Source organism: Streptomyces sp. NPDC090032 (assembly GCF_044748025.1).
Taxonomy (GTDB): domain Bacteria; phylum Actinomycetota; class Actinomycetes; order Streptomycetales; family Streptomycetaceae; genus Streptomyces.
In genome coordinates, this window is the sequence record NZ_JBIVFF010000003.1 from 375,001 (window position 1) to 394,920 (window position 19,920).

18 protein-coding genes are annotated in these 19,920 nt (G+C 70.3%); 5 read left to right on the forward strand and 13 right to left on the reverse strand.

The genetic code is table 11. The features are described from left to right. Window positions 1-26: 26 nt before the first annotated feature. The 3 genes from glnII to ACIPWY_RS08755 form a co-directional block, all read right to left on the reverse strand. A complete protein-coding gene (gene glnII / locus ACIPWY_RS08745) occupies window positions 27-1,058 on the reverse strand; it encodes a glutamine synthetase (RefSeq protein WP_362899866.1) in 1,032 nt (343 codons plus the stop codon). 273 nt (window positions 1,059-1,331) lie between these two features. After that, the gene (locus tag ACIPWY_RS08750) at window positions 1,332-2,042 is read right to left on the reverse strand and encodes a hypothetical protein (RefSeq protein ID WP_393698367.1); all 711 of its coding nucleotides are present in this window, start codon (window positions 2,040-2,042) and stop codon (window positions 1,332-1,334) included. 186 nt (window positions 2,043-2,228) lie between these two features. Then, window positions 2,229-2,591 carry an arsenate reductase family protein gene (locus ACIPWY_RS08755; RefSeq protein ID WP_362899870.1) on the reverse strand — a complete coding sequence of 121 codons (363 nt, stop codon included), beginning with the start codon at window positions 2,589-2,591 and terminating at the stop codon, window positions 2,229-2,231. A 133-nt stretch (window positions 2,592-2,724) separates the two neighbouring features. On the opposite strand from ACIPWY_RS08755, the gene ACIPWY_RS08760 reads away from it, so the two are divergent. Further along, complete coding sequence (locus ACIPWY_RS08760; RefSeq protein WP_393698370.1) at window positions 2,725-3,021, forward strand: hypothetical protein; 297 nt, start codon at window positions 2,725-2,727, stop codon at window positions 3,019-3,021. Between the two features lie 96 nt (window positions 3,022-3,117). Here the strand turns inward: ACIPWY_RS08760 and ACIPWY_RS08765 are convergent, their stop codons facing one another. Next, a complete protein-coding gene (locus ACIPWY_RS08765) occupies window positions 3,118-4,317 on the reverse strand; it encodes a winged helix DNA-binding domain-containing protein (RefSeq protein WP_362899872.1) in 1,200 nt (399 codons plus the stop codon). 149 nt (window positions 4,318-4,466) lie between these two features. On the opposite strand from ACIPWY_RS08765, the gene ACIPWY_RS08770 reads away from it, so the two are divergent. Both ACIPWY_RS08770 and ACIPWY_RS08775 read left to right on the forward strand, forming a co-directional pair. Beyond that, complete coding sequence (locus ACIPWY_RS08770; protein WP_393698372.1) at window positions 4,467-4,952, forward strand: hypothetical protein; 486 nt, start codon at window positions 4,467-4,469, stop codon at window positions 4,950-4,952. A 37-nt stretch (window positions 4,953-4,989) separates the two neighbouring features. Next, complete coding sequence (locus ACIPWY_RS08775) at window positions 4,990-6,330, forward strand: DUF2252 domain-containing protein (protein ID WP_362899875.1); 1,341 nt, start codon at window positions 4,990-4,992, stop codon at window positions 6,328-6,330. Window positions 6,331-6,391: 61 nt separating this feature from the next. On the opposite strand, the gene ACIPWY_RS08780 is transcribed toward ACIPWY_RS08775, so the two are convergent. From ACIPWY_RS08780 to glnA, 3 genes are all read right to left on the reverse strand, one after another. Next, window positions 6,392-6,940 carry a DUF1269 domain-containing protein gene (locus tag ACIPWY_RS08780; RefSeq protein WP_362899877.1) on the reverse strand — a complete coding sequence of 183 codons (549 nt, stop codon included), beginning with the start codon at window positions 6,938-6,940 and terminating at the stop codon, window positions 6,392-6,394. A gap of 113 nt (window positions 6,941-7,053) precedes the next feature. Next, window positions 7,054-7,806: a CAP domain-containing protein gene (locus tag ACIPWY_RS08785; RefSeq protein WP_393698375.1), complete on the reverse strand. Its 753-nt coding sequence runs from the start codon at window positions 7,804-7,806 to the stop codon at window positions 7,054-7,056. A 578-nt stretch (window positions 7,807-8,384) separates the two neighbouring features. Continuing rightward, the gene (gene glnA, locus ACIPWY_RS08790) at window positions 8,385-9,794 is read right to left on the reverse strand and encodes a type I glutamate--ammonia ligase (protein WP_362899881.1); all 1,410 of its coding nucleotides are present in this window, start codon (window positions 9,792-9,794) and stop codon (window positions 8,385-8,387) included. Between the two features lie 189 nt (window positions 9,795-9,983). Here glnA and ACIPWY_RS08795 point away from each other — a divergent pair, with 189 nt between their 5' ends. After that, window positions 9,984-10,454, forward strand: a complete 471-nt coding sequence (locus ACIPWY_RS08795; protein WP_362899883.1) for an RDD family protein — start codon at window positions 9,984-9,986, stop codon at window positions 10,452-10,454. A 146-nt stretch (window positions 10,455-10,600) separates the two neighbouring features. Here ACIPWY_RS08795 and ACIPWY_RS08800 read toward each other — a convergent pair whose 3' ends face one another. The 4 genes from ACIPWY_RS08800 to lipB form a co-directional block, all read right to left on the reverse strand. Beyond that, window positions 10,601-11,302: a DUF4191 domain-containing protein gene (locus ACIPWY_RS08800; protein WP_362899885.1), complete on the reverse strand. Its 702-nt coding sequence runs from the start codon at window positions 11,300-11,302 to the stop codon at window positions 10,601-10,603. A gap of 30 nt (window positions 11,303-11,332) precedes the next feature. Continuing rightward, window positions 11,333-11,536, reverse strand: coding sequence for a hypothetical protein (locus tag ACIPWY_RS08805; protein WP_362899887.1), 204 nt, complete (start codon window positions 11,534-11,536; stop codon window positions 11,333-11,335). A gap of 259 nt (window positions 11,537-11,795) precedes the next feature. Further along, window positions 11,796-12,761, reverse strand: coding sequence for a lipoyl synthase (locus ACIPWY_RS08810; RefSeq protein ID WP_100592116.1), 966 nt, complete (start codon window positions 12,759-12,761; stop codon window positions 11,796-11,798). Window positions 12,762-12,867: 106 nt separating this feature from the next. Continuing rightward, a complete protein-coding gene (gene lipB, locus ACIPWY_RS08815) occupies window positions 12,868-13,689 on the reverse strand; it encodes a lipoyl(octanoyl) transferase LipB (protein WP_393698379.1) in 822 nt (273 codons plus the stop codon). Window positions 13,690-13,898: 209 nt separating this feature from the next. Between lipB and ACIPWY_RS08820 the strand changes: the two genes are divergently transcribed. Continuing rightward, window positions 13,899-15,389 (forward strand): regulator, encoded by a 1,491-nt coding sequence (locus ACIPWY_RS08820; RefSeq protein ID WP_401532527.1) that lies wholly within the window; start codon window positions 13,899-13,901, stop codon window positions 15,387-15,389. A gap of 42 nt (window positions 15,390-15,431) precedes the next feature. Here ACIPWY_RS08820 and ACIPWY_RS08825 read toward each other — a convergent pair whose 3' ends face one another. Both ACIPWY_RS08825 and ACIPWY_RS08830 read right to left on the reverse strand, forming a co-directional pair. Next, complete coding sequence (locus tag ACIPWY_RS08825) at window positions 15,432-17,690, reverse strand: alpha-L-fucosidase (RefSeq protein ID WP_401532529.1); 2,259 nt, start codon at window positions 17,688-17,690, stop codon at window positions 15,432-15,434. Next, window positions 17,687-19,858 carry a family 20 glycosylhydrolase gene (locus tag ACIPWY_RS08830; protein ID WP_393698384.1) on the reverse strand — a complete coding sequence of 724 codons (2,172 nt, stop codon included), beginning with the start codon at window positions 19,856-19,858 and terminating at the stop codon, window positions 17,687-17,689. The genes ACIPWY_RS08825 and ACIPWY_RS08830 overlap by 4 nt, the downstream gene beginning before the upstream one ends. Window positions 19,859-19,920: the final 62 nt, after the last annotated feature.

Sequence of the window (19,920 nt, forward strand, 5' to 3'; positions counted from 1 at the left end):
GCCCTTCGGCGATCTGGAGCCGCGGATCAGACCTGGCCGGCCTTCTCCAGGGCGGTGCAGCAGGTGTCGACGATCAGGCGCGTCACGACGTACGGGTCGACGTTCGCGTTCGGACGGCGGTCCTCGATGTAGCCCTTGCCGTCCTTCTCGACCTGCCACGGGATGCGGACCGAGGCGCCGCGGTCGGAGACGCCGTAGCTGTACTCGTTCCACGGGGCGGTCTCGTGCAGACCCGTCAGACGGTCGTCGATGCCCGCGCCGTAGTTCTTGACGTGGTCCATCGGCTTCGAGCCCTCACCGAGCGACTCGCACGCGGTGATGATCGCCTCGTAACCCTCGCGCATCGCCTTGGTGGAGAAGTTGGTGTGCGCGCCCGCGCCGTTCCAGTCGCCCTTGACCGGCTTCGGGTCGAGGGTCGCGGAGATGTTGAAGTCCTCGGCGGTGCGGTACAGCAGCCAGCGGGCCACCCACAGCTGGTCGGAGACCTCGAGCGGGGCGAGCGGGCCGACCTGGAACTCCCACTGGCCGGGCATGACCTCGGCGTTGATGCCGGAGATCCCGAGGCCCGCCTTGAGGCAGTTGTCCAGGTGCGCCTCGACGACGTCACGGCCGAAGATCTCGTCCGCGCCGACGCCGCAGTAGTAACCGCCCTGCGCGGCGGGGAAGCCGCCCACGGGGAAGCCGAGCGGGCGCTCGCCCTCGAAGAACGTGTACTCCTGCTCGATGCCGAAGATCGACTCCTGTGCGGCGAACTTCTCCGCCACCTCGGCGAGCGCGGCACGCGTGTTGGACTCGTGCGGCGTCATGTCGATGTTCAGGACCTCGCACATGACGAGGATGTCGTCGCCGCCGCGGATCGGGTCCGGGTAGGAGGCGACGGGACGCAGCACACGGTCGGAGGCGTGGCCCTTGGCCTGGCTGGTGCTCGAACCGTCGAAGCCCCAGATCGGCAGCTCTTCGAGTGCCGGCGCGGAACCCGCGATTATCTTCGTCTTCGAACGGAGCTTGGCCGTCGGCTGGGTGCCGTCGATCCAGATGTACTCAGCCTTGAACGTCACGGGGGGCCACATCCTTCGGGTGGGTCTGTACGGCGCGGACATGTGCGGGTGCGGCGCCTCTGTGTGCTGCTCCGCAGACTGTCAACAGGCGATTTCCCGTCCGTTGCCCGAATGTGAACCCCGTGTTACCCGGGCCCTTTGTGGCCGGAGTCACGTTTCGTTTCATTTCGCCGGACGGCCCCGGCCCGCACGCGTCATGGGGGCACGCGCGCGGGCCGGGGCCGGGGCCTGGTGGGCCTTCTGGACCTGGTGGACTTGGTGTTGCCTTTGAGGTCAGCCCACCTTCTCTACACGTGCGTTGCGGATGAGGAACTTGCCCGGTTCGCGGACCTGCTCGAACGCCGTGTTGTTCAGCAGGACGCAGCTCCCGGAGGCGGACGTGACCTCGACGGACGTGGACTTGCCGTTGTCGAGGTTGGTGACCTTGAGCCTCGTCCCCGCCGGGAACTGACCGCTGGACGCGGCGGGCGCGCCGCCCTCACCGGAGAGCGTCACGGTCGAACCGGCACAGACCTGCTCACCGGCGGCGTCCCCTCCGGCGGCGGCGTCGGTGGATTCGGGGTCGGGGGCGGCGGTGACCGTGGCCGGGGGTGCGGCCGTCACCGTCTCCATACCGCCGGCCGCGTCACCGGCACCGGTTCCGGCCCCTGCTCCGTCACCGGCCCCGGCCCCTGCCTCGTCATCGGCCCCCGCTCCGGCCTCGCAGCCGGACGCCGCCTCTTTGCGCCGGATCTCCGCGATGACCGCTTCCCGGTTGGCGATGCGGGCCTCGGACTGCGCGTCCGGGGCGGCCCGCTGCCCGTCGATGAACTTCTGGTTGTTGGCGATCGCGGTCTCCAGGCCCTGGCAGACCTGGGCGTTCTGCGCGACCGGCGCCGCATTGCCCGTACTCGCGAACGCGAATGCCGCCCCACCGGCGACGAGGGCCGCGCTCACGGCGAGCGCGGCCTTCTTCCGGGGGCCCATCCTTCTCCTGCGGGACATGTCCGCCTCCTGCCGTCGTTACGAACGTCGGTGCGCGCACCGATACGTACGGGTAACCGGAGGGTGGAACTCAACTGACCCAAGGGAAGCTCAAGTAACGTACGTCACATGAGAGTTGGGATCCGGGCGACCCGGCCGCGTCTCGGCGAGGGCCCGGCGGCGACCCCGCCGCCTCCCGGCAGCGGCTCACTTGCGGCCGAGCGCGTCCCGGACGGCGTCCTCGCTGCGCGCCACCACGGCCGTACCGTCCTCCGCCGTGATGATCGGCCGCTGGATGAGCTTCGGGTGCGCGGAGAGCGCCGCGATCCACCGGTCGCGCGAACCCGCGTCCCGCGCCCAGTCCTTCAGGCCGAGCTCCTTCGCGTCGGCCTCCTGTGTCCGCGTGATGTCCCACGGTTCGAGCCCGAGCCGCTCCAGGACGGCGCGGATGTCGTCCTCGGACGGCACGTCCTCCAGGTAGCGCCGCACCGTGTAGTCGGCGCCTTCCGCGTCGAGCAGGGTGAGCGCGCTGCGGCACTTCGAACAGGCGGGGTTGATCCAGATCTCCATGGGGCCAAAGGTACGGGAAAGGCCTTCTGGCCAGCGGCTATTGTCAGTGCCCGGCAGTAGAATTGAAGCAGTGTTCGAGGGAGCGTCCGGGGCCGCGGAGGGCCTCGGAAGGTCTCCCTCCCGCGACAGGAGGATGCCTGTGCCCGCTGCCGCACCGATGCTCGTCGACCTGCCCTGCAAGCCACTCGGAAAGCTCGAAAAGCTCGAAAAGAAGGCCCTGCCCGCGGGGCGGCCGCGTGACTGGTACATCGCGCACAACCGCCGCCTCAAGGCCATGCGCCTCGCGATCGCCCTGCTCGACTCGGGCGTCTACCTCCCGAACCAGGCCCACAACCGGACGATACGGAGCACGGCGGAGCGCGTCGGTATCCATCCGCCGTCGGACATCACCTGCCACATGGTGCGCGCGCTGATGCGCTACAGCCGCTGATGCGCCACGGCCGCTGATCCGCCTCAGCTGCTGACGGCCAGGTGCGCCGCCCGCCCGTGGTCTTGCCCAACGGGCGGGCGGCGCACGGCAGTTCAGTCACTTCTCTGCCGGAGCCGCCGGTCCCGCCAGCTCCTTCTCCAGCGGTGTACGGAAGCGGGGCGTGACGCGGGCCTCGCCCACCCACTCCTGGAGCCTCGCGGCCTCCGCCTCGACGGCGGCCGCGGCCTCCCGGCCCACGTCCGCGAGCAGCCGCCACCGGACGGTGCCGTCCTTGCCCTGCGCCCACCCGCCGGCGATCCGCCCGTCCCACCACACGGTGGGGCCGATGTTGCCCGCCCCGTCGAAGAGCGGCGCGCGCAGCTCCGGCGGCAGATACCAGTCGCGCTGCTGCCATCCCATCGGGCTCGGGTCGAGCCCGGGAAGCAGGGCCGCCCACGGCGCGGTGTCGGCGGTGACCGGCTCGACGGCATCCGGGAGCACGAACCCGGCCCCTTCGTCCAGCTCCACCTCGACCGCCCCCACCGCTGCCAGCGCCTTGCGCACGTCGCTGACCTTCCACCCCGTCCACCACTTCAGGTCGGCCTCCGTGGCCGGACCGCACGAGCCGAGCCAGTGGCGCAGCAGCTCCGACTGGGCCTCGGCCACGGGGAGTTCGGCGTGCGCGGGCATGAGCGCCCACCGGAACTGGCTGGACGTCCACGACCCGCGGGGCCGCCCGCGCACGACGCGCCCCTCCATGCCGAGCACGCGCAGCAGCCGCGTCGAGATCGACTGCCACGCCTCGTACTTCTTGCCCGGCGCGTACAGCAGCTGCGTACGCAACCGCGGCTCGTCCTCGGCGAGTTCCGCCGCGGTCGCCTCGCCGCGCGCCGCCATCGCCGCCAGGGTGCCCGCCTCGACGTCGGCCAGCCACGCCGCGTCGTGTTCGCCGCCCGCCTCCAGATGCTTGACGAAGGAGGCGCGCTCCCGCGCGGCGACCGCCACACCCGTCGACGCGTGCACCACGGCGGCGAGCGCGGCGGGGAACACGAACACCGTGTGCCGCATGCCGTGCATCCGCACCAGGGAGCGGTCCGTGTACAGAGCGCGCTCCACGTCGGCGACCGTCTTCGAGGAGTCCCGCAGCCGTGCGCCGACCGCCAGGTACACGGTGGCGGGGTCCGTGCCGTGCAGCGCCACGAGGGACCCGGCGACCTCCTCGGCGGACCCGGCCCGCGCGGCGGGCGCGAGCCGCTGCCCGGCCGCGAGCCTGGCCCGCCGCTCAGGCGCCCCGATGTGCCGCCGCCGACCACTCAAGAGGACCTCCCAGAGCTGTGCTTCGACTGTGCCCCCATCCTGCCCCCGGGGCCCCACGGCTTCACCCGTTTGCCGTATCCGGCATGCCGCCCGGGCCCTGGCCGCCTTGACTGAGCTGACGGGGAGCGGAACGAGCAGCGGGAGGCGTGATGTCGAGACGTGGCATACGGGGCGGTGCGGAGGCCGGGCTGCTCGTGGCGGCGGTGCTGCTGGCGGCGGCCGGGTGCTCGGGCAGCGACACCAGCCCCTCCGACGCGGTGTCCAAGGCCGCGTCCGCCGCGTCGTCCGTGGGGTCACGGGCCGGTGACGTCGTCGCCTCGGCCACGGCCAGGGCCCAGGAGGAACTGGACCGCGTCAAGGGCGGCGTGAACGCCAAGGGCGACATCGGCCTCGGCACCGTGGCGAAGGACGGCGACCGGAGCACGGTTCCCGTCACCGCCACCAACAGCTCCGGCTCCCAGGCCTCGTACGCGGTACAGGTCAACTTCCGCGACAGCGGCGGCAACCTCCTCGACACGGTCGTCGTGACGATCGACGACGTAGACAAGGGCAAGTCCAAGAAGGCGACGGCCCGCAGCAACCGCACCCTCACCGGCGACGTGAAAGCGGACGTCGGCAGAGCGCTGCGGCACTAGCCGTGGCCGCCCCCGCCCGCCACGCGGACGGTGCCGCGTGACCACCCCGAACGCCCGGGCCGCCCTGGGCAAGGCGGCCCGCAAGCGCGCGTCACGCTCCTCGCACGGGGCGTGGATCCCGGCCGCCGACCGCACCGACCCCGTCGTCGTACTGGAACGGCAGGCCGCCGACCGCGTCGCGGAACTGCTGCCCATCCGGTACGGACGGATGGCGGCCTCGCCGTTCGCATTCCTGCGCGGCGCCGCCGCCGTCATGACCGCCGACCTGGCCACCCAGCGCGCCACCGGCCTCACGGTCCAACTCTGCGGCGACGCCCACCTGTTGAACTTCGGTCTGTTCGCGTCCCCGGAACGGACCCTGCTCTTCGACGTCAACGACTTCGACGAGACCAGCCCGGGCCCCTTCGAATGGGACGTGAAACGGCTGGCCGCGAGCGTGGCCGTCGCCGCCCGCGACAACGGGCACACCGACACCCAGGCCCTCAGATCGGCCGGCGCGGCCGCCGCCGCGTACCGCACGGCGATACACCGGCTCGCGGGGATGGGCGAACTCGCCGTCTGGTACGAGCACACCAACGCGCACCAGCTGCTGCCCCTCATCCGCTCAGGCAGCAGCCGCCGCCGCGTCCAGGCGACCCTCGCCCGCGCCACCCGCCGCACCAGCCTCCACGCGCTCGGCAAACTCACCGAGGTCGTCGACGGGCGCCGCCGCATCGTCCAGGACCCGCCGCTCCTCGAACCGGCGAGCACCCCCGACACGGCCACGGTGCGCAAACTGTTCAGCGACTACCGCTCCACCCTCGCCGAGGAACGCCGCCGCCTCCTCGACCGCTACCGCTTCATCGAGGCCGCCCGCAAAGTCGTCGGCGTCGGCAGCGTCGGCACCCGCTGCTTCATCGTGCTGCTCGAAGGGCGCGACGCCGACGACCCGCTGTTCCTCCAGATCAAGGAGGCCACCCGGTCCGTCATCGAGGAACACCTGCCGCAGGGCCCCTACGTCCACCCGGGCCACCGCGTCGTCGCGGGCCAGCGCCTGCTCCAGGCCACCGGTGACATCTTCCTCGGCTGGATGACCGGCCCCCAGGGCCGCGCCTTCTACTGGCGTCAGCTGCGCGACATGAAGGGCTCCGCCGACGTCGCAGGCCTCGGCCCGGACGATCTGCGCGCCTACGCCGAACTGTGCGGCACCGCCCTGGCCCGCGCCCACGCCCGCTCGGGCGACCGCATCGCCATCGCCGGCTACCTCGGCCGCACCGACATCTTCGACCGCGCCGTGGCCGACTTCGCGCTGCGCTACGCCGACCAGAACGCCATCGACCACACGGCCCTGCGCAAGGCGGCGTCGGAGGGCCTGATCACGATCGCTCCGGGCGTCTGAGAACGCCGGTGCGGCCGCCCCCGGACGGGAGCGGCCGCACCAACAGGACCGTACGGATACGTCAGGCCTCCTTCGAGGCCTCCTCCGAGGCCCCGTTCGAGGCCTCCTGTGCCGCCGCCTCCCCCTTGGCCGCCTTCAGCGCCGCCCGCAACTGCTCCTCCTCGTCGTTGCTCAGCGAGGTCTGGACGAGCTGACCGCCGAAGGACGCGATCTGAGGGATGACCTTGTCCGGAGAGGCCTGCTTCACCAGGACGAACAGCGCGGCGGCACCGGGCCGGAGGTTCTGGCTCAGCTCCTTCATGAAGTCGTCGTTGATGCCGGTGTCGGTCACGGCACCACCGGCGGCCCCGGCCGCGGCACCGACGGCCGCGCCGAGCAGCGGCACGAGGAAGAGCAGCCCGATGACACCGCCCCACAAGGCCCCGCCGGCCGCACCCGTCGCCGTGTAGTTCACGGCCTGATGCAGCTTGATCTTCCCGTCCTCGCGCCGCTCGACGACCACGATGTCCTCGAGCTCGACGAGGTGCTGCTTGGCCAGATCGAGCATTTTCTCGCGCACCTGATGGGCCGTGGCGAGGTCTTCATAGGCGACGACGAACAGATTGCTCATGCGACACTCCTCGGAAGTCTGTTCAACTTCGCCCGAGTTTATGAGCGTTTGCGACCCTCCGCAGAACGAAGCTCCTGCCCCTCCCGAAGGAGGCGACGGTCCCTGCAGTGTTCCTATCGGGCCGTGCCGAAGTCCTGGGTCCAGTAGCTGTTGGGCTGCGCGAGGCCGATGCCGATCTCCTTGAACGAGCAGTCGAGGATGTTGCGCTTGTGGCCCGGGCTGGACATCCAGCCGTCCATGACCTTCTCGGGCGTGGAGTAGCCGTAGGCGACGTTCTCGCCGTAGGAGCTCCAGCTGTAACCGGCACGCGTGATCCGGTCGCCGGGCGCCGACCCGTCGGAGCCCGTGTGGGACATGTTCGCGTGGGATGCCATGTCCTTGCTGTGGTCCTGAGCGGCCTTGGTCAGCTTCGCGTTCATCGTCAGCGGAGAGCATCCGGCCTTGCTGCGCTCGCTGTTGACGAGCGCCAGTACGCGAGCCGCGTCCCCGGATGCCGGTGCGGCCGTGGCGGGCGCGCTGGGGGTCGTGGTGGTCTTCGGTGCGCTGGGAGAGGGGGTGGCCCGGGGTGCGCTGGGAGACGCAGTGGTCCGGGGTGCGCTGGGAGTCGCGGTGGTCCGCCGTGCGCTGGGAGTCGCGGTGGGGCTCTTCGACGCTCCCGCAGTCGGCTCATTACCCCCGTGACCCCAGGACGAGCCCGTCCACCGCTGATGGGAACTGACCTTCTCCCAGTGGCCGGAGGGGCGACCGCCCGCATCGTCCTGATTCCCCATACAGGCCATGGCGGCGGAGGGCACACCCACGGCTCCTACGGCGATGACAGCGATGGCTATTGGCCGGCGGTGCGACTTCCTGCGGTGCTTACTCATGCGTGACCTCGTTCGGTGATCGCGGAGCGCCCCCAGGGGGTCCGACTCTGCCCAGTCCCTGCACCAGGGCCGCGGAGACGCCTTGCGGCCGACATTCTTGGAACTGGTGTCGGGGCGCGGCAACAAGCGGTGGTACTACCTCGGCTCGTAGTCATGGACGGCCCTTGAAACGGGCGCGCAGGCGTGCTGGTCCGGCTCCCCGGGCCGCGAAGAAATCCGTCGGTCCGTCAGAAGCCCTTGCTCGCCAGCCGAACGGGCGAAAGTGTTGAGCGGGCCGAACACCGCTCGACGCGGCTCGGAGAATGTCTGCATCAAGACGGATAAAACGCTCTATGCCGTCAAGCCTCGATCTACTATTCGATGCCCTGAGAGCCAAAAGTCCGTGTGGCTGATGTCACGGGACGACGGGTGCACCGGCCTCGCCATGCCTCCGGCGGTGCAGGCGCTGCCCTCGGTCTCGCAGCCTGAACAGCACCCACGCAAAAGGCCGCCGGCCGTGCCTTCCAGGGGTGGAAGAACACGGCCGACGGCCCACAGACGTCCCAGGCGAGCGGAATCCGCTCCGACCTGTGGCGTTCTTAGATGTCGAAGTACAGCTCGAACTCGTGCGGGTGCGGGCGGAGCTGGATCGGGGCGATCTCGTTCGTGCGCTTGTAGTCGATCCACGTCTCGATCAGGTCGGGGGTGAAGACACCACCGGCCAGGAGGTACTCGTGGTCGGCCTCCAGGGCGTCCAGGACGGCCGGCAGGGAGGTCGGGACCTGCTGGACGTTCGCGTGCTCCTCGGGAGCCAGCTCGTAGAGGTCCTTGTCGATCGGCTCGGCCGGCTCGATCTTGTTCTTCACGCCGTCGAGGCCGGCCATCAGGAGGGCCGAGAAGGCGAGGTACGGGTTCGAGGACGGGTCCGGCGCGCGGAACTCGACGCGCTTGGCCTTCGGGTTCGAGCCCGTGATCGGGATGCGCATCGCGGCGGAGCGGTTGCGCTGCGAGTAGACCATGTTCACCGGCGCCTCGAAGCCCGGGACCAGGCGGTGGTACGAGTTCACCGTGGGGTTGGTGAAGGCGAGCAGCGACGGGGCGTGCTTCAGGATGCCGCCGATGTAGTAGCGCGCCATGTCCGACAGGCCCGCGTAGCCCTGCTCGTCGTAGAACAGCGGGTCGCCGTTCGCCCACAGGGACTGGTGGACGTGCATGCCCGAGCCGTTGTCACCGAAGATCGGCTTCGGCATGAAGGTCGCGGTCTTGTTGTTGCGCCACGCGACGTTCTTCACGATGTACTTGAAGAGCATCAGGTCGTCGGCCGCGGCGAGCAGCGTGTTGAACTTGTAGTTGATCTCCGCCTGGCCGGCGGTGCCGACCTCGTGGTGCTGGCGCTCGACCTGGAGGCCGTTCTTGTCCAGCTCGAGGGAGATCTCGGCGCGCAGGTCGGCGAAGTGGTCGACCGGCGGGGTCGGGAAGTAACCGCCCTTGTAGCGGACCTTGTAGCCGCGGTTGTTCTCTTCCGAACCGGTGTTCCAGGCGCCGGCCTCGGAGTCGATCTCGTAGATCGAGCGGTTCGCCGACGTCTCGAAGCGGACCGAGTCGAAGACGTAGAACTCGGCCTCGGGGCCGAAGTACGCGGTGTCGGCGATGCCGGTCGAGGCGAGGTACGCCTCGGCCTTCTTCGCGACGTTGCGCGGGTCACGGGAGTACTGCTCGCCCGTGATCGGGTCGTGGATGAAGAAGTTGATGTTGACCGTCTTGTCGCGGCGGAAGGGGTCGACGCGCGCGGTGGACAGGTCGGCGCGGAGCGCCATGTCGGACTCGTGGATGGCCTGGAAGCCCCGGATCGAGGATCCGTCGAAGGCCAGCTCCTCGGTGGGGTCGAACGCCGCGGCCGGCACCGTGAAGTGCTGCATCACACCCGGCAGGTCGCAGAACCGGACGTCGACGAACTTGACGTCCTCGTCCGCGATGAACTTCTTGGCGTCATCGGCGTTCTGGAACATCCAACTCCTCCTACTCCCACCCGGGGAGGGGCGGGGTTGCAGCTCGGTGGTGCGGCCAGTGCGGTGGCACACGCTGGGACCCGACCATAGGGACGGGGGATTTCTCAAGCATGACCCATTTGTTTCGCCGAAGTTAACCGGGCCGGGGGCCGGGACGGGCCGTGTGGCCGAGCGCAGTACCGTGGACGGGTGGACAACAGGCAAGTAATGGGATCGTGGCTCTCCGGACCGCGGGCGGCGGCGGAGGACGCGGGTGTCGAGTTCGGGTACCGCGGTGAGCAGCTGGGGCTGCCCGAACAGGGGCCGGGCTCCATCGCCCGCCCCGGCAGGCGCATCGTCGCCCTCGTCATCGACTGGGCCCTGTGCATGCTGATCGCATACGGGCTCCTCACGCACGGCTACAACCAGGCGACGGGGAACTGGGCCCTCGTGATCTTCTTCGCCCTCGGCCTGCTCACCGTCGGCACGGTCGGCTTCACGCCGGGCAAGCGGATCATGGGGCTGCGCGTCGTCGCGCAGGACGGCTCCGGCCGCCTCGGCCTCGGCCGCGTCCTGGTCCGCACGCTGCTCGTGTGCGTCGCCGTCCCCGCCCTGATCTGGGACCGTGACGGCCGCGGCCTGCACGACCGCCTGGCCCGCGCGGTCCAGGTCCGCATCTGACACCGGCGGTCCGGGTCTCACCTGACACCGGCCCCCACCAGGACGCCGAGCGCGCCCTACTGCGACGACGATGAGCCCGGCCACTACGACGATGAGGCCCCGGAACCGATCGGTTCCGGGGCCTCATCGTCGTAGTAGAAGAAGGGTCAGCGTCCCTTGCCGCCGCCGCGCGGCATCCGCATGCCCTTGGGCATCGGGCCCTTGGGGAGCGGCATGTTGCTCATCAGGTCACCCATCGCCCTGAGGCGGTCGTTGGTCGTCGTGACCTGCGGGCCGGCGAGAACGCGGGGGAGCTTGAGCATCGTCGTGCGGAGCTTCTTGAGCGGCACCTGGCCCTCGCCGTTGCCGACGAGGATGTCGTGGACCGGGACGTCGGAGACGATGCGGGCCATCTTCCGCTTCTCCGCCGCGAGGAGCGTCTTCACCCGGTTCGGGTTGCCCTCGGCCACCAGGACGATGCCGGCCTTGCCGACCGCCCGGTGGACGACGTCCTGGCTGCGGTTCATCGCCACGGCCGGGGTCGTGGTCCAGCCACGGCCGATGTTGTCGAGTACCGCGGCAGCCGCGCCGGGCTGACCCTCCATCTGCCCGAAGGCTGCTCGCTCGGCACGGCGTCCGAAGACGATCGCCATCGCGAGGAAGGCGAGCAGGAAGCCGAGAATTCCGAGATATACCGGGTGACCGATCAAGAAACCGATCGCGAGGAACACACCAAAGGTGACGATTCCCACAGCCGCGAGTACAAGAGCGATCATCGGATCGGCCTTGCGGGTCATCTTAAAGGTCAGAGCGATCTGCTTGAGTCGCCCGGGGTTCGCAGCGTCCGCTGCGGTTTCCTTCCTCGCCATGCCTTGAAGTCTACGTGTCCGGGCAAGTGGCTACGACGTGCGGGCTGCCACAGCCTCCTCGAGCACCCGCTGCGCCTCGACCCGGTCCTTGGCGCGGCGGCGGTCGTCGAGCACGGAGGTCCAGGCGTTGCGGCGTGCGGTGCGCTGTCCGCTGCTCATGAGCAGCGACTCGACCGCGCGCAGGGCGTCGGTGAAGGTCGGGATGGCGGTGGCGCGAACGGGCGCGGCCTGCATTGGGAGATCCCCCTCGGGAGCAGCTCTGGCTACGGGCGTACGTGGCGTGAGTACAGCGTCACTGTTTGGTGTTACCAGTGCGTGACCGAAGGGTCAAACGCCTATGAAGCCTTGATGCGGCAGGGCCGAACGATGACGCGGCCCTGACGGTGCCCCCATCTGCGGGGACTGTCAGGGCCGCGTTCTCTCGGCCATTACCGGCCGGTAGCTACTTGTGCGTGATTTCACACGGCTGGCGGGCCGTGCGGGTGCGAGTGGATCAGACCGCCTGCGAGGCCACGTACGCGCCGCGCTTCTCGACGGCCATCTGGTAGAGGCGTCCGGCGCGGTACGAGGAGCGGACCAGCGGGCCCGACATGACGCCGGAGAAACCGATCTGCTCGGCCTCCTCCTTCAGCTCCACGAACTCGGCCGGCTTCACCCAGCGCTCGACGGGGTGATGGCGCGGCGTCGGGCGCAGGTACTGGGTGATGGTGATGAGCTCGGTGCCCGCCTCGTGCAGCTGGCGCAGCGCCTCGCTGACCTCGGCGCGCTCCTCGCCCATGCCCAGGATCAGGTTGGACTTGGTGACCAGGCCGGCCTCGCGGGCCTTCGTGATGACCTCGAGGGAGCGCTCGTACCGGAATCCGGGACGGATCCGCTTGAAGATGCGCGGCACCGTCTCGACGTTGTGCCCGAGAACCTCGGGGCGCGAGGAGAAGACCTCGGCCAGCTGGTCCGGGTCGGCGTTGAAGTCCGGGATGAGCAGCTCGACCTTGGTGTAGCCCTCGGCGCGCTCGGCCGTCATCGCGTGGATCTGGCGCACGGTCTCCGCGTACAGCCAGGCGCCGCCGTCCTCCAGGTCGTCGCGCGCGACGCCGGTGATCGTGGCGTAGTTCAGGTCCATCGTGACGACGGACTCACCGACGCGGCGCGGCTCGTCACGGTCGAGCGCCTCGGGCTTGCCCGTGTCGATCTGGCAGAAGTCACAGCGCCGCGTGCACTGGTCGCCGCCGATGAGGAAGGTGGCCTCGCGGTCTTCCCAGCACTCGTAGATGTTCGGACAGCCCGCCTCCTGGCAGACCGTGTGCAGGCCCTCGCTCTTCACGAGGCCCTGCATCTTCGTGTACTCGGGACCCATTTTCGCCCGGGTCTTGATCCACTCGGGCTTGCGCTCGATGGGGGTCTGGCTGTTGCGGACCTCCAGGCGCAGCATCTTGCGTCCGTCGGGTGCGACTGCGGACACGACCGGCTCCCTACAGCTTTGATTCTTCGGCGTACCTCAGGGTACGCCCGTGGTCTTCATGGGCCTTACGTGTGGCCAACCTCTGGCCTTCGGGGTGCATTCCCGCTCAGGCCGTGGCCTTGTCGGGCTCCTTCTCGGGCGCCTGCTCGATGACGCGCGGGGCGAGGGCCGCGTTCTCCAGGACGTCGCGCAAGTGGCGCTCCACGACCGGCAGGACCTCGTCGATCGTGACCTCGCGGCCCAGCTCGTACGAGAGCGAGGTGACGCCCGCGTCGCGGATGCCGCACGGGATGATCTTGTCGAAGTTCGAGGTGTCCGGGTTCACGTTCAGCGCGAAGCCGTGCATCGTGACGCCCTTGGCGACGCGGATGCCCATGGCGCAGATCTTGCGGTCCTCGCGGCGCTGGCCCGCGTTCGAAGGCGCGTACTCAGGGCCGTTGAGGCGGGGGTCGAACTCGGAGTCGTTCACCCGGGGGTCGAAGTCCAGCGACAGGCCGCCGAGCTTCGGGCGCTGCTCGACCGGGTCGCCGAGCACCCACACGCCCGCCCGGCCCTCGACGCGGGAGGTCTCCACGCCGAACTCGGCACAGACCGCGATCATCGCGTCTTCGAGGCGGCGCAGGTGCGCGACGACGTCCACGGGGCGCGGCAGCTTCTGGATCGGGTAGCCGACGAGCTGGCCCGGACCGTGCCAGGTGATCTTGCCGCCACGGTCCACGTCCACGACCGGAGTGCCGTCCAGCGGGCGCTCCTCGGGCGCGGTGCGGCGGCCCGCGGTGTAGACCGGCGGGTGTTCGAGAAGCAGGCAGGTGTCGGGGACCTCGTCGGCGAAACGGGCGGCGTGCACACGGCGCTGCTCGTCCCAGGCCTCCTGGTAGTCGACCGAGTCCGCTCCGAAACCCAAGCGGACGAACCGCAACTCATTCACGGTCAGTGCCTCCCTAGAACCTTCAGCATGCACATATCGCGCCCCAGCCACTGTACGGGCCGACTCTTCTCGTCAGTTCTCCGGCCAATCGTCACACGATCGGATGAAGGGATGCCGAAGGCCAGGATGGGGCCTGTGATGGCCGTTACATTCGCGCCGTTCCATGTGGGCTGCACCAAAGGCCCGGAAGGCAGGAGACCGCACAGCTGATGACGGAACGACCTCCGCAGCGCACGCCCAACCGCCAGCTAGCCGCGCTCATCGCGGAGGCAGGGTTCTCCAACGCCGGACTGGCCCGCCGAGTCGATCAGCTCGGCCTGGAGCACGGTCTCGACCTGCGCTACGACAAGACATCCGTGACGCGCTGGCTGCGCGGTCAGCAGCCCCGTGGCACCACCCCCGCTCTGATCGCCGAGGTGTTCACCCGGCGCCTGGGACGCCGGCTCTCCGCCCAGGACCTGGGCCTCGACGCCTGCTCCCCGGTCTACGCGGGCCTGGAGTTCGCGGCCTCGCCCGAGGAGGCCGTCGACATCGTCAGCGGCCTGTGGCGCAAGGACTCGGGCAGCCATGCCGAGCTCCGCAAGATCGCGTTCACCCCGGCGGGGCTCGTCGTGCCCAGCCGGGACTGGCTGATCGGGCGGGCCGACGACCGGGTGGCCCACGGGGACCAGGGCGGTCCCGGCGGCGTACGGATCCCTGCCCAGGGACGCCCTTCGGCCAGAGTCCAGGCCGGGCTCGAACAGGGGGTGCCTCCGTTGCCCCGGCAGCGCGGCCAGGCCGAGCGCGGGCCCGGCCAGCGGGTCACCGCGGGCGACATCGCGGCCCTGCGCTCCGTCGGCGAACTCTTCCGCTCCCTCGACCAGGCTTACGGCGGCGGCCACGCCCGCCAGGCGCTGGTGCGCTACCTGGAGCACGAGGCCGAGCCGATGCTGCGGGGCGCCTACGGGGAGCAGGCCGGCCGGCGGCTCTTCGCGGCCGTCTCCGATCTGACCCGGCTCGCCGGCTGGACCTCGTACGACATCGCCGCGCACGGGCTCGCGCAGCGGTACTTCGTGCAGGCGCTGCGGCTCTCGCAGGCGGCCGGGGACCGGACGTACGGGGCGTACGTCCTGGTCACGATGAGCCGTCAGGCCGTCTATCTCGGGCACGGGCGCGAGGCCGTCCAGCTGGCGCGGGTCGCCCAGCAGGGCGTGGGGTCCTCGGCGCCGCCCGCCGTGCAGGCGCTCCTGCACGCGGCCGAGGCGCGCGGGCACGGCGTGCTCGGCGAGGTGCGCGCGTGCACGGCGTCGCTGGTGCGGGCCGAGCGGGCCCTGGAGGGGGTGCGGACCGGGGACGACGTGCCGCACTGGGCGCGGTTCTTCGACGAGGCGCAGCTGGCCGACGAGTTCGGGCACTGCCACCGGGATCTCCAGCAGTACCGCGCGGCCGCCCAGCACGCGGAGCGTTCGCTCCAGCTGCGGGCGCCCGGGTTCGCGCGCAGCCGGCTGTTCTGCCGGGTGGTGCTCGCCTCCGCGCGGCTCGGGCTCGGCGAGCTGGACCAGGCGTGCGTGCTCGGCGCCGAGGCCGCGCAGGCCGCCTCCGAGATGCGCTCCGTGCGGGCGCACGAGTACGTGCGGGAGTTCGAGCGGCGCCTGGAGCCCTATCGCGACGCGGCCCCGGTACGCGGATACCGGGACCGCATCGCCGCCCTCAGTCACTGACGGGACGGGGGCGGTGCGCATCCGCCCCTGCCCGCCGGTCGACTACGGCTGAGCGCTCCCGCGCACCTGTACCTCCGCCAGGGACAGCGGGTCGGCCGCGGACTCCAGCTGTACGCGCACATAGCGGCCCGTCGTCCCGGACGGCAGCGCCACGTTCGACGGCTTGCCCGCCTGATCCGCGATCCGTACGGCCGTCACGCCGGGGCTCTTGCGGGCCTCGTCGAGACTGTCCGCGGTGATCGGGGAGTCCGAGGTGAGGACCCAGAAGTCGGACAGGCGCTCGGCGCAGCAGTCGGTGCGGTTCCAGATGTCGATGCTGCTCAGATCGGCCTTCGCGCCGAGGTCGACCTGCCACCACGCCTGGTTCGAGGGCTCCGCGGTGTGGCTGACGGAACCCGCGCCGAAGGTGCCGTCCGTGTTGCCGTCGACGGCACGCGAGGCCGGGGCGTCCCAGGCGGTGGACTTCTGCGTGGCGCTCTTGCCGAGCGCCAGGTTCTCCGCGGCGACCGTCGCCTTCACGGTCGTGGTGACCGTCATCCCCGCGTGCCGCAGCGTGATCGGCAGCTCGTACGTGCCGGGCTTCGCGGACCGCGGCGGCGTCACCTTGAACGGCACCTCGGCGGAGGCGCCGGGGTCCTGCGGCGGAACGCCGGCCGCCTTCGGGGTGACCGTCCACCCGTCCGGGGCGCCGGTGGTCACCTGGGTGCCGGGTGCCTTCTTGCGGGAGGTGTTGGTGACGATGAGCGTGCCGTCGGCGGTGCGGCCGGGGTTCAGCTCCTTCGGCAGCTCGGTGCGGGTGCGGGCGAGGCTGTGCACGCCCGGCGTCTCGATCTTGAAGACGTACGCGTACTTGCCGGTCTCGGCGGGGGTGTCCACCACGACCCGGCCGCGCTCGTCCTTGTGCCATTTGAGCGGCCCCGCGTCCGAGCCGAGCAGCGAGATGCGCGTGCCCTTCCTCACCGGGGTGTCGGCGCCGAGCGTCAGCTGTTCGCCGGGCCACTTCAGAGCGGTGGCGTACAGCGCGCCGTCCTTGACCGTGTAGCGGACGGTGTCGTCGGAGGCCGGCTCCTCGGCGTGGTGCCAGTACGTGGTGCCGTACACGGCCTCGCCGTTGGTCTTCAGCCAGGCGCCGATGTCCATCAGGCGCTGCTGCTGGAGTTCGGGGATCGTGCCGTCCCCGCGCGGTCCGATGTCGAGCAGCAGGTTTCCGTTCTTGCTGACGATGTCGCTGAGCGAGTCGACGAGCTGGTCGGAGGTGAGGTAGTCCTCCTCCGGCTCGTTCTGGTTGTAGCCGTAGGAGTGCGCGATGCCGCGGCTGGCCTCCCACTTGTTCGGGTCGATGTCCGACTTGACCGTGTACTCGGGGGTCTGGAAGTCGAGTTCGGTGGAGTCGAGGGCGCCCGTGTCGATCTTGCAGCGGTTGGCGACCGCCACCTCCTTGGGGTGCTTCCGGTTCTTCGCCTGGTTGTAGTAATGGGCGAGGACGGGAGCGGTTTTCCAGTAGGACGCGGGCTTCTCCCACTGCCCGTCGCACCACAGCAGGTCCGGGTCGTACTGGTCGACCAGCTCCCGCATCTGGGGCGCCATGTAGTCGCCCACGTAGTCCTTGACCGCGGGTGCCCCGGTGTACGGGACGGGGGCGCCCGTGTACGGGTTGGTGACCGGGTGGCCGGTGTACGACGGGTTGTTCCACTCGTAGAGCGAGTAGTAGAAGCCGGCCTTGAGGCCCTTCTCCTTGCGCGCCGCCTTGAACAGGTCGCCTGCCAGGTCGCGGTGCGGGCCCAGGTCGACGGTGTCGCGCCCGCTGACCTTCGAGTCCCACAGGGCCACGCCCTCGTGGTGCTTGGACGTCAGCACGAAGTACTTGGCGCCGGCGTCCTTGAAGAGCTTCACCCAGGCGTCGGGGTCGTACTTCTGAGCCTTCCACTGCCCGATGAAGTCGTCGTAGTTCGCTGCCGTGCCGTAGGTGTCCTTGTGGTACTGGTTGGTGGGGCTGCCCGCGTCGTTCATGTACGCCCAGTACCACTCGGCGTAGCTGCCGCGCGGGCCCCAGGCGGGCACGGAGTACGCGCCCCAGTGGATGAAGATGCCGAACTTGTCGTCTTCGAACCAGCTCGGCGTCGTATGGCTGTTGAGGGAGTCGACGGTGGGCTCGTAGTCCTTGGCCGGGGGTGCGTCCTGGGCGGCCGCGGGGCCGCCCGTCGCGGGCAGGCCGAGCAGCGCGGCGCAGGCTGCCGCGAGGACGGCGGCACAGGCGCGGCGCCGGGCGTTTCGCGCGGGGCGCGGTCTGAGGTGTGTCACTTGGTGTCCTTCCCGGACAGGTCGGCGATCTGGTCGGCCGTCAACGGCTCGTCCCAGGTGGTGAGTTCGTCGAGGTCGCCGCGGAGGCTCGCCTTCTCCGTGCCGATCGAGCGCAGGGGCAGGGGGATCGACGCGTCGACCGTGCCGACCCGCTTCCCGTCGGCGTAGAGCGTGGTGTGGCCCGGGGTCGCCACCCAGGTCAGCCGGGTCCAGCGGTCCAGCGGCAGCGTGTAGTCGAAGCTGAGGTCGGCCGAGCCGTACCGGGTGAAGCCGACCTTGCCCGTGCCGTACTGCATCAGCTTGAGCGCGCCCGCCTTCGAGCTGAGCAGGACCTGGTCGGCGGTGCGGGCCGTGGGGCGGACCTGCACCGACACCGTCCACGGCTCGGCGACGTCCAGGCCGCCGAAGCCGACGCCGTCCCGGTCCGAGTCGAAGCGCCACGCCTGCCCGCGCACGCCGTCGGCCACCGGCGCCGGGTTGTTGATGATGTACGACGTGCCCGGCAGGTCACCCGCCGTGTCCTTGGCGAAGATCGTGTTGCCAGGGCTGCCCGCGTACGTCCAGCCCTTCGGGTACGCGGCCGGGTCGAAGGTCCAGTGGTGGCTCGGCCGGCCGTCGTCCACCCGCGGCTTCACGGGCGTGGGCGTGATGCCGGGCGGGTCGCCGATGCGGGCCGCGCGGGCCCGGAAGTCGGCGAGGGTGTCCGGGGTCGCGGAGAGGTTCCAGGCCCGGTCGGCGAGGATCGCCCGCGCGCCGGCCATCTGCTGCTCGAAGTACGCGTCGTCCGACCAGAAGTTGTAATCGGCCCAGTTGGTGAGGCCGGAGCCGAGCATGTCGGGGGAGCTGCTCGGGGCCCAGGTGTCGTACATCCAGGGCTCGTCCGGGTACAGGTGGTGGTAGTTGTTCGGCGTCACGTAGAACGGGCCGATGGCGATCTCGTCGTGTCCCGGGATCTCCGGCTCCGCGCCGGTGCCCTCCCAGGTGAGGAAGACGACCGGGCCGTGGACGGTCTGCTGGGGCGCGGCCAGGTGCTCGGAGCCGTTGTACACGGCGGTGCGCTTTCCGTGCGAAGTCACCACGTCGTCAAGGGTGTTGATGTAGCGGTTGAGCAGGTCTCCGAGCGTCGACACGTCGGGCGCGGACGCCAGGTAGTCCTTGACGCGAGGGCAGTCGGCCAGCTGCCCGGGGACCTCCTCCGCGCCGATCGAGAACAGCGGCGCGTCGAACCAGCCGGTGAACTCGTCGACGATCTGCTTCGTCTTCGCCACCGCCTTCTCGCTGGTCATGTCGATGATCCAGTCGGGCGTGAGGTGGGAGTGCGTGTGCGCGGCCGTGCAGGGGTTCGTACCAGACCCGAAGCCGATGCCGAACGCGTCGCTGATCGCCGTCGCGTGGCCGGGAATCTCCAGGCCCGGCATCAGCTGTACGTGGTGACGCGCCGCGAAGGACTTGAGGTGCTCGATGTCGGCGCGGCTGTAGCTGTGCGCGGGGTCCGCGAGGCCCGGGAACTTCGGGCTGTAGAGGCGGAATCCCTCCGACTCGGAGAGGTGCATCAGCAGGGTGTTGAGCTTCTGGTCGCCCATCCTGCGGATCAGGTTCTCCAGGTACGGGATCTTCCAGAACTTGCGGCCGGCGTCCAGGTGGACCATGCGGACCGGCTGCGCGGGGACGTCGCTCGCGCGGGCCCGGGGCAGCGCGCGGTGGTCGTCGGCGGTGGAGCGAAGGAGCTGGAGGAGCGTGCGGGTGCCGTAGAAGAGGCCGTGCGTGGAGGCGGCCCGGATGCGCACGGCGCCGTCCGAACTGTCGAACCGGTATCCCTCCGCGCCGAGTTCACGGTCGTCGGCGAGACCGAGGACGATGTCGCCGGGCCCGGCGTGGGCCACGTCGCCGGCGATGCGCGGCGAGATACCGGAGACCTGTCCGAGCTCCGTGCGCAGCTGGGCGGCGAGCTGCTGCACGTTCTGGCGGGCCGGACCGGGGAACTCGGCGCGGCCGGCCGGCAGGGCGGACTCGGTGCGGGCGCGCGGGTCGACCAGGACGCGGGTGCGGGGGGTGATCTCCACCGTGCCGCCGAGGGACGTCCAATCGGTGGGGCGGGGGACCACGGAGGGCTGCCCGGTGAGCGGTTGGGGGGACTGCTCCTCGGGCTGGACTGCGGATGACGGCACTACAGATCCGATGAATCCAGCGACAAGGGCTAGGACGAACAGCAGGGCTGACGCCGTTCTTC

Excerpts from the sequence above, each read along its gene's own strand:
- ACIPWY_RS08805 (WP_362899887.1), bottom strand. The coding sequence starts at position 11,536 with ATGCAGGCCGCGCCCGTTCGCGCCACCGCCATCCCGACCTTCACCGAC.
- ACIPWY_RS08770 (WP_393698372.1), top strand. The coding sequence starts at position 4,467 with ATGTCGAGACGTGGCATACGGGGCGGTGCGGAGGCCGGGCTGCTCGTG.
- ACIPWY_RS08785 (WP_393698375.1), bottom strand. The coding sequence starts at position 7,806 with ATGAGTAAGCACCGCAGGAAGTCGCACCGCCGGCCAATAGCCATCGCT.
- ACIPWY_RS08780 (WP_362899877.1), bottom strand. The coding sequence starts at position 6,940 with ATGAGCAATCTGTTCGTCGTCGCCTATGAAGACCTCGCCACGGCCCAT.
- ACIPWY_RS08760 (WP_393698370.1), top strand. The coding sequence starts at position 2,725 with ATGCCTGTGCCCGCTGCCGCACCGATGCTCGTCGACCTGCCCTGCAAG.
- ACIPWY_RS08800 (WP_362899885.1), bottom strand. The coding sequence starts at position 11,302 with ATGGCGAGGAAGGAAACCGCAGCGGACGCTGCGAACCCCGGGCGACTC.
- ACIPWY_RS08750 (WP_393698367.1), bottom strand. The coding sequence starts at position 2,042 with ATGTCCCGCAGGAGAAGGATGGGCCCCCGGAAGAAGGCCGCGCTCGCC.
- ACIPWY_RS08820 (WP_401532527.1), top strand. The coding sequence starts at position 13,899 with ATGACGGAACGACCTCCGCAGCGCACGCCCAACCGCCAGCTAGCCGCG.
- ACIPWY_RS08755 (WP_362899870.1), bottom strand. The coding sequence starts at position 2,591 with ATGGAGATCTGGATCAACCCCGCCTGTTCGAAGTGCCGCAGCGCGCTC.
- glnA (WP_362899881.1), bottom strand. The coding sequence starts at position 9,794 with ATGTTCCAGAACGCCGATGACGCCAAGAAGTTCATCGCGGACGAGGAC.